The organism is Mesorhizobium sp. M0217 (genome assembly GCF_040321955.1).
In the GTDB taxonomy this organism is placed as follows: domain Bacteria; phylum Pseudomonadota; class Alphaproteobacteria; order Rhizobiales; family Rhizobiaceae; genus Mesorhizobium.
In genome coordinates this window covers 476299-490012 of record NZ_JAMYSN010000002.1, presented here as the reverse complement: position 1 = coordinate 490012, position 13714 = coordinate 476299, and the positions used below count along the sequence as shown (strand labels likewise).

Annotated in this window: 13 protein-coding genes and 1 riboswitch; of the genes, 8 read left to right on the top strand and 5 right to left on the bottom strand. The window is 63.9% G+C overall.

What is annotated here, in order from left to right; genetic code table 11:
- Position 1 precedes the first annotated feature (1 nt).
- The 5 genes from cobG to NKJ18_RS06875 form a co-directional block, all read right to left on the bottom strand.
- A complete protein-coding gene (gene cobG, locus NKJ18_RS06895; protein WP_352758011.1) occupies positions 2-1480 on the bottom strand; it encodes a precorrin-3B synthase in 1479 nt (492 codons plus the stop codon).
- Positions 1477-5151 (bottom strand): cobaltochelatase subunit CobN, encoded by a 3675-nt coding sequence (cobN, locus tag NKJ18_RS06890; RefSeq protein WP_352758010.1) that lies wholly within the window; start codon positions 5149-5151, stop codon positions 1477-1479. The genes cobG and cobN overlap by 4 nt, the downstream gene beginning before the upstream one ends.
- 18 nt (positions 5152-5169) lie before the next feature.
- Positions 5170-6222, bottom strand: a complete 1053-nt coding sequence (gene cobW, locus NKJ18_RS06885) for a cobalamin biosynthesis protein CobW (RefSeq protein ID WP_023733810.1) — start codon at positions 6220-6222, stop codon at positions 5170-5172.
- Positions 6223-6224: 2 nt separating this feature from the next.
- A complete protein-coding gene (locus tag NKJ18_RS06880) occupies positions 6225-6650 on the bottom strand; it encodes a DUF1636 family protein (RefSeq protein WP_023700378.1) in 426 nt (141 codons plus the stop codon).
- 38 nt (positions 6651-6688) lie between these two features.
- A riboswitch (cobalamin riboswitch) is annotated at positions 6689-6893 on the bottom strand.
- Positions 6894-6922: 29 nt separating this feature from the next.
- The gene (locus NKJ18_RS06875; RefSeq protein WP_352758009.1) at positions 6923-8125 is read right to left on the bottom strand and encodes a winged helix-turn-helix domain-containing protein; all 1203 of its coding nucleotides are present in this window, start codon (positions 8123-8125) and stop codon (positions 6923-6925) included.
- Positions 8126-8452: 327 nt separating this feature from the next.
- Between NKJ18_RS06875 and NKJ18_RS06870 the strand changes: the two genes are divergently transcribed.
- From NKJ18_RS06870 to NKJ18_RS06835, 8 genes are all read left to right on the top strand, one after another.
- Entirely contained in the window at positions 8453-8818 is a 366-nt protein-coding gene (locus NKJ18_RS06870) for an NADH-quinone oxidoreductase subunit A (RefSeq protein WP_352758008.1), read from the top strand.
- Positions 8809-9390, top strand: a complete 582-nt coding sequence (locus NKJ18_RS06865) for a NuoB/complex I 20 kDa subunit family protein (protein WP_023670824.1) — start codon at positions 8809-8811, stop codon at positions 9388-9390. The genes NKJ18_RS06870 and NKJ18_RS06865 overlap by 10 nt, the downstream gene beginning before the upstream one ends.
- Positions 9391-9394: 4 nt before the next feature.
- On the top strand, positions 9395-9997 hold the full coding sequence (locus NKJ18_RS06860) for an NADH-quinone oxidoreductase subunit C (RefSeq protein WP_023685194.1): 603 nt from the start codon (positions 9395-9397) through the stop codon (positions 9995-9997).
- Positions 9998-10030: 33 nt separating this feature from the next.
- Positions 10031-10408, top strand: coding sequence for a four helix bundle protein (locus NKJ18_RS06855; RefSeq protein WP_031193090.1), 378 nt, complete (start codon positions 10031-10033; stop codon positions 10406-10408).
- A gap of 66 nt (positions 10409-10474) precedes the next feature.
- On the top strand, positions 10475-11665 hold the full coding sequence (locus tag NKJ18_RS06850; protein WP_023685196.1) for an NADH-quinone oxidoreductase subunit D: 1191 nt from the start codon (positions 10475-10477) through the stop codon (positions 11663-11665).
- Positions 11665-12177, top strand: coding sequence for a DUF7674 family protein (locus NKJ18_RS06845; protein ID WP_023700376.1), 513 nt, complete (start codon positions 11665-11667; stop codon positions 12175-12177). The genes NKJ18_RS06850 and NKJ18_RS06845 overlap by 1 nt, the downstream gene beginning before the upstream one ends.
- Entirely contained in the window at positions 12178-13509 is a 1332-nt protein-coding gene (locus NKJ18_RS06840; RefSeq protein WP_352499750.1) for an NADH-quinone oxidoreductase subunit E, read from the top strand.
- Positions 13509-13712: a hypothetical protein gene (locus tag NKJ18_RS06835; protein ID WP_023712707.1), complete on the top strand. Its 204-nt coding sequence runs from the start codon at positions 13509-13511 to the stop codon at positions 13710-13712. The genes NKJ18_RS06840 and NKJ18_RS06835 overlap by 1 nt, the downstream gene beginning before the upstream one ends.
- Positions 13713-13714 lie beyond the last annotated feature (2 nt).

The window sequence follows — 13714 nt, the reverse complement described above, 5'->3', positions numbered from 1 at the left end:
CTCATTTCCGTTGTTCAGTTTGTCGGTAAGCCTTGGCGATTGCCGCCGGTCCGAGCCTTGTCAGGCAGGCGGCGGCGGTTTCGCCCTGAAATCGTGCGCTGCGGACCATCGCCGCGACGCGACTGACGCCGCGTGCGGCGTCATAGCCCGGCCTGTACCCCGCAGGAAGGGCCTTTGCCGTCGCGTTCACGACAAGTCCGGCTCCGTTTTCGCCGCCGACGATTGTTAGCGCGGCAGAGCCGGAGTAAGCGCAGCCCTTGGCGCAGCCGGAAATGTGCAGTGTGAAGTCGAGGATATCAGCGTTTTCGGCGGCGATTGTCTCGGCAATATCGCGCGTGGTGATGCGGCCGGATGCGCAGGCAGGAGTGCCGGGGCAGGCGGCGATGCGGGTGCGCGGGTCGGCGGCGGTGGTAACGAAGCCAAGGGCGGCGGCGGTGGCTCGCAGGGGGTGGTTTGCGGACGACGGTTGGCCGAGGAACAGCAAGGCGCGGCCGGGGGCGAGGCGGATTTCGGCGGTGCCGAGGTTCGACGCTCGGCTGGCAAGGTCGATAAGGTTTTGCGCTGGCATGCTGCCGAAGGGCAGGCCGATGCCGAGGGCGTGGCCGGTGTTCAAGTCGAAGAGGCCAATCGGCGAGCGAGAGCGCTCTACGGCGCCCCCCTCTGTCCTGCCGGACATCTCCCCCACTTGGGGGGAGATTGTGCTGTCGCCGCCGGTTTCGCCAGTTTTCAACGTCGAAGGCGAAGAGCTGACAGCGAAGCTGCTGATCTCCCCCCTTGTGGGGGAGATGTCCGGCAGGACAGAGGGGGGCGCGAAGGAATGCCAACCTGCGAGAGACGCTAGCTGCCTCTCCGACAAATCCCTCGCATGTGCCTCCCGGCCTTTCTCCGCGGTCATCCTGAGGGCAGCAACCGCAATATCGCGCGCTGCATCCTCATCGGCCGTCGCAAGCGGCCTCGCGCTTTGGCCATCGCCGGCAACAGACAAAGCCCACATAACGTTGCCGCCGTCCCGCACCGCCTTCAGCCTGACATCGGCCGTCACCCCCTCCATCGTCAGCTGCCCACCACCATCGACAACCACCGACACCTTCGGTCCGAGCCTTGGCGTCAGCCCAGCTTCCTCGACCGCAGCCCTGATCCGCTCAGCCAAAGCTCGCGGATCGGCAATCTCCCGCGGATCGATGCCGGCCAGCGGCCCGGTCTCGACCGGCACGCCGGTACGCACTGCAATCCCCAGTGCATCGACCTCCGCCGCCAACAGCACGGCACTTTCCGCCGTCAGGCCGCGTATCTGCAGGCTGCCCCGTGCGGTCACTTCCATGATGCCGTTGCCGCGCTTCAAGGCGGATTCGCAGAGTCCGATCAGCGACTTGGGGGAAAGCCCTCCAGCAACCGGGTTGAGCCGCACCAGCAGGCCATCGCCGGTCTGCATCGGCGCCGAGAGAGCCGGACAGGCGCCGCGGCGCGAGAAGGCGTTCATGCCGCGACCCCGAGCGCCTCGGCCTCGGCGATCAACGCCGCGAGATCGTCGTCGATCGCGTTGCGCAAGGGATGCCAGAGACCGCGCCGGCGCGCCGACAGGAAGCGCTCGGCGATGACTTTGGCAGCGGCCGGATTTTCACGCAGGATGAAGGCGCGGACATCGGGATCGCCGACATAGGCGTCATGCACGGCCTCGATCAACGCGCCCGAAATGGCGTGCGTGGTTTCGGCAAAGCCGATGAGGCGGTCGACGGTTTCGGCAAACTCGGAAGCGCCGCGCGGACCATGCCGCATCTGGCCGGCTATAAAGCGCGCATTGACGGCTCGCGCCCGCACAACCCGCGACACAGCCTCGCCGACCGAGCGCGGCTTCGGCTTTTGCGGGTCGGTGGTGTCGAGCACGATGACGTCGGCATTTCGGCCCAATGCCGCAAGGGCGGCCGAAAAGCCGCCGATGAAGGCGACGTCGGCGGAGCCCTCGAGAATGTCGCGGCCGGGATCGTCGCCGGTGTGGACCAGCAGATCGGCCTCGGCGACGCGGGTCTCGAAAGCGCCGGGGGAGGCGATGCCTTCGCCCTCTGCGCCGCCATAAGCATGTGATGTCGCATCGAGATAGGCGCGGCCGATTTCTTCGCGCCCGACCCAGTCGCCGCTGGACAGCAGGTCCTCGACGCCGGCGCCGTAGGTGCCGGGCGAGGTGCCGAAGATGCGCGGGCCGATCTTGCCATCGGCACGGGTTCTGGCGGCGAGCGGGTTTTCCGAATCGTCCTCGTCGGACGCGGCAACGGCGTTGGCGGCGGCGTCGATCAGCGCGATCTGGGTCGGGAACATGTCGCGGAACAGACCCGAAATCCGCCAGGTGACATCGATGCGCGGGCGACCGAGCGTGGCCGGCGGCAGCACTTCGATGCCGGTGATGCGGCCGGTGGCCGAATCCCATTGCGGCCGGCAGCCCATCAGCGCCAGGCCTTGCGCGATCTCCTCGCCGCCGGTGCGCAGCGAGGCCGAGCCCCAGAGGTCGATGACCAGCGAGCGCGGCCAGTCGCCATGCGACTGCATATAGCCGCGCACGACTTCTTCTGCCGCCGCCTTTCCCAGATCGTAGGCGGTCGGCGTCGGCATGGTGCGCGGGTCGGAGGTGAACAGGTTGCGGCCGGTGGGCAGCACGTCGGAGCGGCCACGCGCCGGTGCGCCCGCCGGACCCGCCTTGATGTGACGGCCGTCGAGCGCCGCCAGCAGCGCGGCCTTCTCGGCTTCGGCGCTTTGCCGGCGCATGGCGTCGGGCTCGTCGTCGGGAGCGCGGCCATAGATGTGCAGGCCGTCCTTGATGGCGAAATCCTTGAGGTCGCAGAGCCAGGCGTCGATGCGGCGCAGCGCCTCGTCGGGCGCGTCGGTTTTGGCGACGCCGGCTTCGGAGGCGAGGCCGGTCTTTTGCGCGGTGTCGACGATCAGCTTGGCCAGACGATCGCGCCGGCGGCGGTCGAGGCCGTCGGCCTGGGCGTATTCGTCGACGAGGCGCTCGAGCTTGTGCTGCTCTTCATCAAGGCCAGCAGCTGCCAGTGGTGGCGGCAGATGGCCAAGCGTGACGGCTGCTATGCGCCGCTTGGCTTGCGCCGCCTCGCCGGGATTGGAGACGATGAAGGGATAGATGACGGGCAGCGAGCCGGTGACGATCTCGGGGAAGCAGTTTTGTGAGAGCGCTACCGTCTTGCCGGGCAGCCATTCCAGCGTGCCATGAGCGCCGACATGGATGAGAGCATGGATGCGGAGCGATTTGCGCAGCCACAGGCCGAAGGCGATGAGGTTGTGGCGGGGAGGGAGCGTCGGGTCGTGGTAATCGGCGCGGCGGTCGGCCGAGCGGCCACGGTCGGGGGCGAGAGCGACAGTGATGTTGCCGAAGGTGGCGGCGCGGAAGGGGAAGCCGCTCTTACCCTCCCCCTTGTGGGGAGGGTGGCCCGCAGCGCCGGGTGGGGGTGGTGCACCGCTACCCCCACCCCGTTTCGCGCTATCCGCTTCGCGAATGTCGCGAACCGACCCTCCCCACAAGGGGGAGGGTGAAGGAGCGCCCCATGCCGCCTCGACTGCAGCCAGTGCCTCAGCCGGCAAATCCTTTGAGAAGTCCAGATACTCATCCAGCCCCAGCCCACCATCGCTCCGCTCCAACGCGTCCAGCAGCGCACGCGGCGTTTCTGGAATCCCGTCAACGCGATAGCCCTGCTCCTTCAGGTCATGCAGCATGGCCAGCACGCTGGACGGCACATCCAGGCCCACTGCATAGCCAGTGCGGCCGGGCGCGCTCGGATAGTCCGGAATGAGGATCGCCAACTTACGCGTCGCGCGGGGCGTCTGCTGCAACCGTGTGAACGCCGCTAGCCTGTCCGCCACTTGCGCCACGCGATCCGGTTCCGGGCGGTTGGCGAAAGCGCGGTGGCCGAGCGCCGGGTCGGTCTCGCTCTCGCCCTTGAAGGAAATTGCGCCGGCAAGGATACGGCCGTCGAGTTCGGGCAGCACGACATGCATGGCGAGGTCGGCGGGCGCCAGGCCGCGCTGGTTGTTGTCCCAGACGTTGCGGCGGGTGGTGGCGACGATGACCTGGAAGACCGGCACGCCGGCGCGGTCGAACAGGGTTTGGACGCCGGGTTCGGCGCCGGAGGCGAAGGCGGTTGCGGTGATGATGGCGGCGGGGTTGAGCGAGGCCAGTGCGGTTTCGACGAAGGCCAGGGAGGTCGGGTCTTTGAGGCTGGAGACGAAGATCGGGATCGGTCTCATGCCGCGCTGGCGGAGTGCATCAAAGAGGGCATCGATTGGCGCGACATCGGCGGCCAGCAGCATCGAGCGGTAGAATAGGATGGGGATGATGGGAAGGTTGATGTTGTCTGCGCCGAGTTCCGGCCCACCCCCCTCTGTCCTGCCGGACATCTCCCCCGCAAGGGGGCAGATTGTGCTCTCATAAATGTTTTCGCCAATCGCAGACCTTGCGGAGATCTCCAAAGGAGCAGGAGAGGAGCCGCCTTTGGTAACGGCTGATCTCCCCCCTTGCGGGGGAGATGTCCGGCAGGACAGAGGGGGGTGTGAAGGAACGCCGACATCGGCAAAATTCAACTTGCCTACGACGCCGCGGCCAGGCTCGTAGTAGCCAGCTTTCGGCACGCTGACCGGGTCAGCCGCCCCCGCATCCCGTCCCGCCAGCCCCGCCAATCTTTGCACCAGCGCCGTCATATTCTCCGGGCCACCCTCGCGGAAATAACCAAGCAGGCCGTCCAGATCCTCGCGCGGCAGCGTCGAGGCTTCGATCAGCCTGAGATCCTCGTCGTGGCTCTCGCCCGGCAGCAGCGCCAGCTTGATGCCGTTCGCACCGGCAGTCGCGGCAAGCTGGTCGCAGCCATAGCGCCACCAGTCGTAGCCGCCGAGGATGCGCACCAAAATCACCTTGGCGTGGCGGGCGACGCTGTCGATCCAGAGGTCCACGGACATGGGATGGCGCAGGTCGCGCAGCGCCGCCAGCCGCATCGACGGCAGGCGGACGGCATCGGCCTTCCAGGCCGCCGCGAGGCCGGCGAGGTCGCTGTCGGTGAAGGACAGCGCCACGATATCCGCCGGCGTCTGCCGGAGATCAACTGGCTCGGCGAGATCGTCGAGCGAGGCGGAGGTCGTGGCGAGTATATGCATCGCGGCTCGTGCCTGAGATCAACCGGCGAGTATACGCTCGATCGCCGGACGGTTCAGCCCCTTCAGGCCAATGACGACGAGACGCGAGCGGCGATCGTCCTCGGCCGTCCAGGCGCGGTCATAGTAATGGTTGACGCGTGGGCCGACGGCCTGCAGCAAAAGCCGCATCGGCTTGCCGCCGACATCGACGAAGCCTTTTACACGCAACACGTTTTCCTGTTCGGCGGCGGTGGCGACGCGCTTGGCCAGGTCGTCGGGATTGGCGATCGAGGGGATGTCGACGATGAAGGTGTCGAAATCGTCATGCTCATGATCGAAAGCGCCGTCGTGATGCGACTTGCGGTTCTCGATGTCGTCTTCGACGGCGAGACCGAGGCCAAGCAGCACCGACGGGTCGACCTTGCCATGCGCAGTCGGCACGATTTTTACCGCGCGGGCGGAATGTTCATTGATGATGGCGTTGGCGCGGGCCGAACCGGGGGCGTCCATCAGATCGCTCTTCGACAGGATGATCAAATCGGCGCAGGCGATCTGGTCCTCGAACACTTCTTCGACAGGATCGTCATGGTCGAGCGTCTCGTCCTGAGCGCGCTGTGCCTGCAAAGCGTCCATGTCGTTGGCGACGCGGCCTTCGGCCAGCGCCGGGCCGTCTACCACGGCGATGACACCGTCGACGGTTACCCGGCTCTTCACGCTCGGCCACTGGAACGCCTGGACCAGCGGCTTGGGCAGAGCCAGGCCCGAGGTCTCGATCAGGATGTGGTCAACCTTCGGTGTCAGCGCGAGGATCTTGTCGAGGGCGGGCACGAAATCGTCGGCGACTGTACAGCAGATGCAGCCATTGGCCAGTTCGACGATGTTTTCCTCGGGGCAGGTGTCGATGCCGCAGCCTTTCAGGATTTCCCCGTCGATGCCGATGTCGCCGAACTCGTTGACGATGATGGCGATGCGCTTGCCGCCGGCATTTTCCAGGAGATGGCGGACCAGCGTCGTCTTGCCGGCGCCGAGGAAGCCTGTAACGACAGTGCAGGGAACACGGGAGAGGTTGGCGGCCGGGTTTGAAGCGTTCATCGTCAGTCCTTCAGCATGTCGAGGGGTGGGATGCGGGCAACGAGGCCGCGCTTGAGGCTATCGGGCCGGCCGCGCCACGGGATGAGGCCGTCGGCCGAAGTCGCGAAGAGCTTTGCGCCGGTAACGAGGTCGGCGCCGCTGGTTGCGGTCAGATCGCCGAAGACATAGCTCCAGCAGCCATCGCGCAGGATCGCGGCGCTGAGGCGGCGCTTGCAATTGCCGAGACATTCGGCGGTGCGGACCCGGATATCGCCGGCAGCGGCGCGGCGTGTGTCCTCAGCCAGCAATTCGCCGGCGCGCGGATGGGCGTCGGAACCGGTCTCATCGCGGCAGGAGGCGCAGACGATGACGGTCACGCCGGTCAGGGCGTCGTTGTCGCCGGACGCAATGTCCGCTGTGCCAGCCGAAAAACTGCTGTTCTGGTCCAAAAACCGTGCTCCTTGCCCGGAAACCCGCCAGGCGATCGGATACTTTGTCTCAGACGGCAGGTCTCCTGGCTCGCGGGTCGTCGCCTTGGTTAGCCGCCTTCCCGGTGTTACCCAGTGGCTTTCGGCCTTGGCTCGTCGCTTACAGTTGCGGGGACAGCCGCGGATTTGGGACCGAAATCCCGCACCGCATTCCCTCTTGGCCCTTGCCGTTGCGGGCAGGGGACCGTCTGCAGCGGATTTAGGCTTTTGCGGGCGGCGGTGTCAACGCACGGCTACGACATGGCGATGTCGGCCAGGGGTTTCCCCAGATTGCCGGCCGGCGTCACTTCGATGCGCTCAAGGCCAAGCCAGCCCTGCATCTCCTTTAGTTCCTCGAAAAGCTGTGCGGTGGTCTCAGGCGGTGCGCCTGCTTCGGCATAGGCGGCGTGGACGCGTAAGACACTCGCAGGCCGGTCGGCCTTGAGGTCGACGCGGGCGACGATCTTGTCGCCGAGCAAGAAAGGCAGCACGTAATAGCCATATTGCCGCTTGTCGGCCGGGGTGTAGATCTCGATGCGGTAGCGGAAATCGAAGAGACGCTCGGTGCGCGCGCGCTCGAAGACCACCGGATCGAAGGGGGCCAGCAAGGCGCGGGCCTCGATCTTTCGCGGCAGGCGGGCGTCCCTATAGAGGTAAGCCGGCTTGTCCCAACCTTCGACGTTTACCGGCAGCAACTCGCCCATCTCGACCAGTTCCTCCAACCGGCCCTTCATGTCGGCCGGCGACAAGCGGAAATAATCGCGCAGGTCACCCGACGTCGCGATGCCGTGGGCGCGGGCAGAAATGCGCAGCAATTCGCGGTGCGCGTCCTCGGCGGTCGGCACCGGCAGATCGAGGATCGCCTGCGGCAGCACGCGCTCGGGCAGGTCATAGAAGCGTTCGAAGCCACGGCGGTGCGCCGTGGTGATGCGTCCGGCCCAGAAGAGCCATTCGAAGGCGTGCTTGGCGTGGCTCCAGCCCCACCAGCCGCCCGAACCTTTCTGGCCTTCCAGTGCCGAAGCGGCAATCGGGCCGCGCTCGGCGACCGCGCGGTAGATCTCTTCGATATAGGCGGCGTGCTCGCGGCCCCATTTGGCGAGGCCGAGATACATTTCGTCGCCTTGCTCGGCCCGCTGCATGCGCCAGCGCATCAGCGGGTAGGTCTCGACCGGCAGGAACGAGGCCTCATGCGCCCAGTATTCGAACACCGTGCGTTTGCGGGTGATGGCCGCATTGTCGAGCAAAGCCAGCGGGTAGGGGCCAAGCCGCGAATAGAGCGGCATATAGTGGGCGCGCACCACCGCGCTGACGGAATCGATCTGCAGCAAGCCGGTGCGCGACAGCACGCGGGCGAGGTGGCGGCGATCGGGCGTGCCGACCGGGCGGGGATCGAGAAATCCTTGCGCGGCGAGCGCGATGCGCCTGGCCGCGGGGAGTGAGATTTTGTCCTTCGTCAAAGTGTCTTGCCTCGAACCATTTTCCCGACTTTAGCCGGCGATTCCGGTCATGCTAGCAGGCAAATGGCGGGAGATGTGTCAGGAGACAAAAGTGGAGTGAAAGATGAAGGAAATCAAACAGGAGGAGATCGGACCAGTTTTTCCCGGCCTGCCGTCCAGCACTGTCTTTTGAACAAGGTTTGACTTGCTTCGCTGAAAGCCGTGCGCTAACCCTCGCCGCGTTGCAGCAAAGGCACCTAAAACGGTTCAGCGGTTAAACTGTCGCGCTTCCGCATTAGGGTTGGTTGCTGTAATCAAAGTGGATTGGCCGCCAACGGAAAGCCGAGCATGAACGTACTCCTCAGTTCATACCTGCCCATCGTCCTCTTCATCGCCGTGGCCGCAGTTGTAGGCCTGTCGCTTATCATCGCGCCGTTCCTGGTGGCTTATCGCAATCCCGATCCGGAGAAGCTTTCCGCCTACGAGTGCGGGTTCAACTCGTTCGACGATGCCCGGATGAAATTCGACATCCGCTTCTACCTGGTGTCGATCCTGTTCATCATCTTCGATCTGGAAGTGGCCTTCCTGTTTCCGTGGGCGGTGTCGTTCTCGAAGATCGGCATGCTCGGTTTCTGGTCGATGATGGTGTTTTTGGCGGTGCTGACCATCGGCTTTGCCTATGAGTGGAAAAAAGGAGCGCTGGAATGGGATTGAACGACAGTTCCGGAACGCTCGTCGCGCCGAAGCCCAAAGGCCTGATCGACCCCAATACCGGACGTCCGGTCGGTTCCGACGATCCGTTCTTCCTCGAGATCAACAATGAACTGGCCGACAAGGGTTTTCTGGTCACCTCGACCGAGGCGCTGATCACCTGGGCACGCAGCGGCTCGCTGATGTTCATGACCTTCGGTCTCGCCTGCTGTGCCGTCGAGATGATCCACACCTCGATGCCGCGCTATGATTCGGAGCGGTTTGGCGTGGCTCCTCGCGCGTCGCCGCGCCAGTCGGACATAATGATCGTGGCGGGAACGCTGACCAACAAGATGGCCCCCGCTTTGCGCAAGGTCTACGACCAGATGCCGGAGCCGCGCTACGTCATCTCGATGGGCTCCTGCGCCAATGGCGGCGGCTATTATCACTATTCCTATTCGGTGGTGCGCGGCTGCGACCGCATCGTGCCGGTCGACATCTATGTGCCCGGCTGCCCGCCGAGCGCCGAAGCGCTGCTCTACGGCATTCTTCTCCTGCAGAAGAAGATCCGCCGCACCGGCACGATCGAACGGTAGACCCATGGCCGCATCCCTGAGCGAACTGTCGACCTATCTCGGCGAAAAGCTGCCGGGCCGCGTCACCGATGCGGTGCTTGCCTATGGCGAACTGACGATCTCGGTTGCTACAGACAATCTGATCGAGGTGACAAGCTTCCTGCGTGACAATTCGGGCTGCCAGTTCATTTCGATCATCGATATCTGCGGCGCCGACTACCCGTCGCGCGTCAAGCGTTTCGATGTCGTCTATCATTTGCTTTCGCCGAAGCAGAATTTGCGCATCCGCATCAAGGTGCAGGCCGACGAAGAGACGCTGGTGCCGTCGCTCACCGCTGTCTATCCCGGCGCCGACTGGTATGAGCGCGAGGCCTACGATCTCTATGGCGTGCTGTTCTCCGGCCATCCGGACCTGCGCCGCATCCTCACGGACTACGGTTTCGAGGGCCATCCCCTGCGCAAGGACTTCCCGCTGACCGGTTTCGTCGAGGTGCGCTACGACGACGAAGCCAAGCGCGTGATCTACGAGCCGGTGGAATTGAAGCAGGAATTCAGGAACTTCGATTTTCTCTCGCCATGGGAAGGGACGGACTACGTCCTGCCGGGCGATGAGAAGGCGAAACAGTGAGTAGGAAGTAGTGAGTAGTCAGTAGCAAAAGATTTGGAGCAACGGATCGAATCTTATCGCGACTTGAAGGTGTGGCAATCGGCGATGACGCTTGCTGAGGATTGCTACCGTTTCACCAAAGAGTTTCCGAGGGATGAGATTTACGGCATGACCTCTCAGATGCGCCGATCGGCGGTTTCGGTCGCAGCGAACGTCGCGGAGGGATACGGTCGGGAGAACAGAGGGTCGTTCGTTCAATTTTTGCGCATGGCGCAAGGCTCGTTGAAGGAACTGGAGACACACATACTGCTGGCATGTCGGGTTGGCCTGCTGCGAAAAGACAATGAGATTGAGCTGCTGCTGCGATGCGAAGAGATTGGAAAAATGATGAGATCTCTTATCCGAACGGTGCAGGCCAAGCAGGCGGAATGAAGCAGGCATTGAGATTGATGATCACTACTCACTACTCACTACTGACTCTTCGCCAGAGGCGCCAGAATGGCTGAAACCTCCGTCCGCAACTTTAACATCAACTTCGGACCGCAGCACCCTGCGGCGCACGGTGTTTTGCGTCTTGTGCTGGAGCTTGACGGCGAGGTGGTCGACCGCGTCGATCCGCATATCGGCTTGCTGCATCGCGGCACCGAAAAGCTGATCGAGCACAAAACCTATCTGCAGGCAGTGCCCTATCTCGACCGGCTCGACTATTGCGCACCGATGAACCAGGAGCATGCCTTCGCGCTCGCCACCGAGCGGTTGCTCGGCATCGAAGTGCCGAAGCGCGGCCAGTTGATCCGCGTGCTCTATTCCGAGCTCAGCCGCATCATGTCGCACATCCTCAATGTGACGACGCAGGCGCTGGATATCGGCGCGCTGACGCCGCCGCTGTGGGGTTTCGTCGAACGCGAAAAGCTGATGGTGTTTTATGAGCGCGCTTCCGGTTCGCGCATGCATGCGGCCTATTTCCGTCCCGGCGGCGTGCACCAGGATCTGCCGGCGAAGCTGGTCGAGGACATCGGCAAGTGGATCGACCCGTTCCTGAAGTCGCTTGACGACCTCGACAGGCTGCTTACCGGCAACCGCATCTTCAAGCAACGCAATGTCGATATCGGTATCGTGTCGCTTGCCGACGCCTGGGCCTGGGGCTTTTCCGGCGTCATGGTGCGCGGCTCGGGTGCGGCCTGGGATTTGCGCAAGTCGCAGCCTTATGAATGCTATTCCGAGATGGATTTCGACATCCCGATCGGCAAGAACGGCGACTGCTACGACCGTTATCTCGTGCGCATGGAAGAGATGCGCCAGTCGGCGAAAATCATGCGCCAGTGCGTCGACCTTCTGCTCGGCAAGGAGAGCACCGGGCCGGTGTCGAACCTCGACGGCAAGGTGGTGCCGCCGAAGCGCCAGGCGATGAAGCGCTCGATGGAAGCGCTGATCCATCATTTCAAGCTCTACACCGAGGGCTATCGCGTGCCGGCCGGCGAGGTCTATGCTGCCGTCGAGGCGCCGAAGGGCGAGTTCGGCGTCTATCTCGTCTCCGACGGCACCAACAAGCCCTATCGCTGCAAGCTGCGCGCGCCCGGCTTCGCGCATCTGCAAGCCATGGATTTCCTCTGCCGCGGCCACATGCTGGCCGACGTCACTGCCGTCCTGGGTTCCCTCGATATCGTCTTCGGGGAGGTTGATCGGTGATGGCGGCAGCCAATCCTACAGTGCGCTCTCAGGTCGGTGTTCGAGGGAATGCCGACGCTGCCCTACCGCGGTGGCGCGAATTGGCAAAAGCCATGCTGCCGGTCGAGTTCGCAGAGGCTTCTTACAACTCGACTCAGCACTGTTCGATCTATGACTTCTTTTTTACCCTGCTACCCAAGACGCGCCTTGCCCACCGCGACAATGACGTCGACAAGCTGGGTAGAATGCACGGGTTCGCCCAATGGGCTGCCGTTCACCCGAACAAACAGATTTGGAATGCGGCTGGTGTCGCTTTTTACGAGCACTTGTTCGACGATGACATCGACGCTGATGCGGTCATGGCATGGATCTCGCCTCAAGTAAGGCAAACTGTTCTGGGGCTGTGGCAATACATGTTGCCCGCAGAGCGATTTGCGAGTGTTGCTCGATCTGCCGAACGCATTCCGTTTTCTCATCAGAAAGAATGTGAAACCGCAATAGCTCTCGTAGCAGAGCAGGGGCCCGATCGCTAAATGTCAGTCCGCCGTCTCGCAGAAGCAAGCGTCCAGCCAGCCTCCTTCGCCTTCAACCGGGCGAATGCGGCGGTTGCGAAGCAATGGATCAAGAAATATCCGAAGGGCCGGGAGCAGTCGGCGATCATTCCCTTGCTGATGATTGCGCAGGAGCAGGAAGGCTGGGTCACCAAGGCGGCGATCGAGACGATTTCGGACATGCTCGGCATGCCGCGCATTCGCGGGCTCGAAGTCGCGACCTTCTACACGCAGTACCAGCTCAATCCGGTCGGCACGCGCGCGCATGTCCAGGTCTGCGGCACCACGCCCTGCATGCTGCGCGGCTCGGAAGCGCTGATGGATGTGTGCCGCTCGAAAATCCATCACGACCAGTTCCACACCAACGACAAGGGCACGCTGTCGTGGGAGGAGGTCGAATGCCTCGGCGCCTGCGTCAACGCGCCGATGGTGATGGTCTTCAAGGACACGTTCGAGGATCTGACGCCTGAGCGGCTGGCCGAAATCATCGATCTTTATGATGCAGGCAAGGGCGCCTCGGTTCCCACGGGACCGCAAAATGGCAGAACCGGCTCGGAGCCGGCGCCTGGCCTGACGACGCTGAAGAGCGAAAAGGCGATCCTCAAAGCGACGCGCGACAAGGAAGCCAGGGCGGCGAGCAAGGCTGCCCACGCGGCGCCCGACGCGATCATTGCAGCGCCTGTTCCGGCGCCTGCCGCTCCTGCAGCGGCCGCCCCGGTCGCGCCATCCAACGCCGGCAAACCGAAAACCGATGCGCCGGAAACCAGCTCGGCGTTGAAGTCGCCCTCCAGGGCCAAGGTTGCACCGGCGGCGGAAAAAGCGGCGAGCGTCCCGGCGCCCCTGCATTCTGCCGCCAACGCCAACACCGCGGCGCCTGAAGTCGAGAAGGTCGCCAAGCAGCGTAATGGCCCGAAGACCACCGCCACGCCGGCAGCTGCCTTCATCGCTCCGGAATTCAAGGCGCCAGCGGCCAAGGCCGCGGTGGCCCCGGCCGTCAAGGCGCCGGCAGCCAGGCCCGCAAAGCCGTCGCTCGAGGACAAGAACCGTCCAGCCGGAATCGACAGGCCGGCTGCGGCCGACGATCTCAAGCTGATCTCGGGCATCGGCCCGAAGATCGAGGGCATCCTTCATTCGCTTGGCATCTTCACCTTCACACAGGTCGCATCCTGGAATAAGGCCGAGCGCGACTGGGTGGATGGATATCTCGCTTTCCAGGGTCGCATCGAGCGCGACGACTGGGGCAAGCAGGCCAAGGCGCTCGCCAAGGGCGGCGTCGCCGAATACATCCGCGTCTTCGGCAAGGAGCCACGTTGATGGCTGAAGCGCAAAGCACCGGATCTTTGCTGTCGCTGCGCAGCATTGTCATCGGCGTTGTCTGCATCGCTGCTGCCAACATCCTTCTGGAGGGGCTTCGGCGCCTCGTCGAATTGCCGTTTTCGGATACCCTGGAATCGATGGCCGCGACCGGCATGGGCGTGCTGGTGTGGTTCTCGATCGTCTTGCGGGGAAAGAGGTAAGT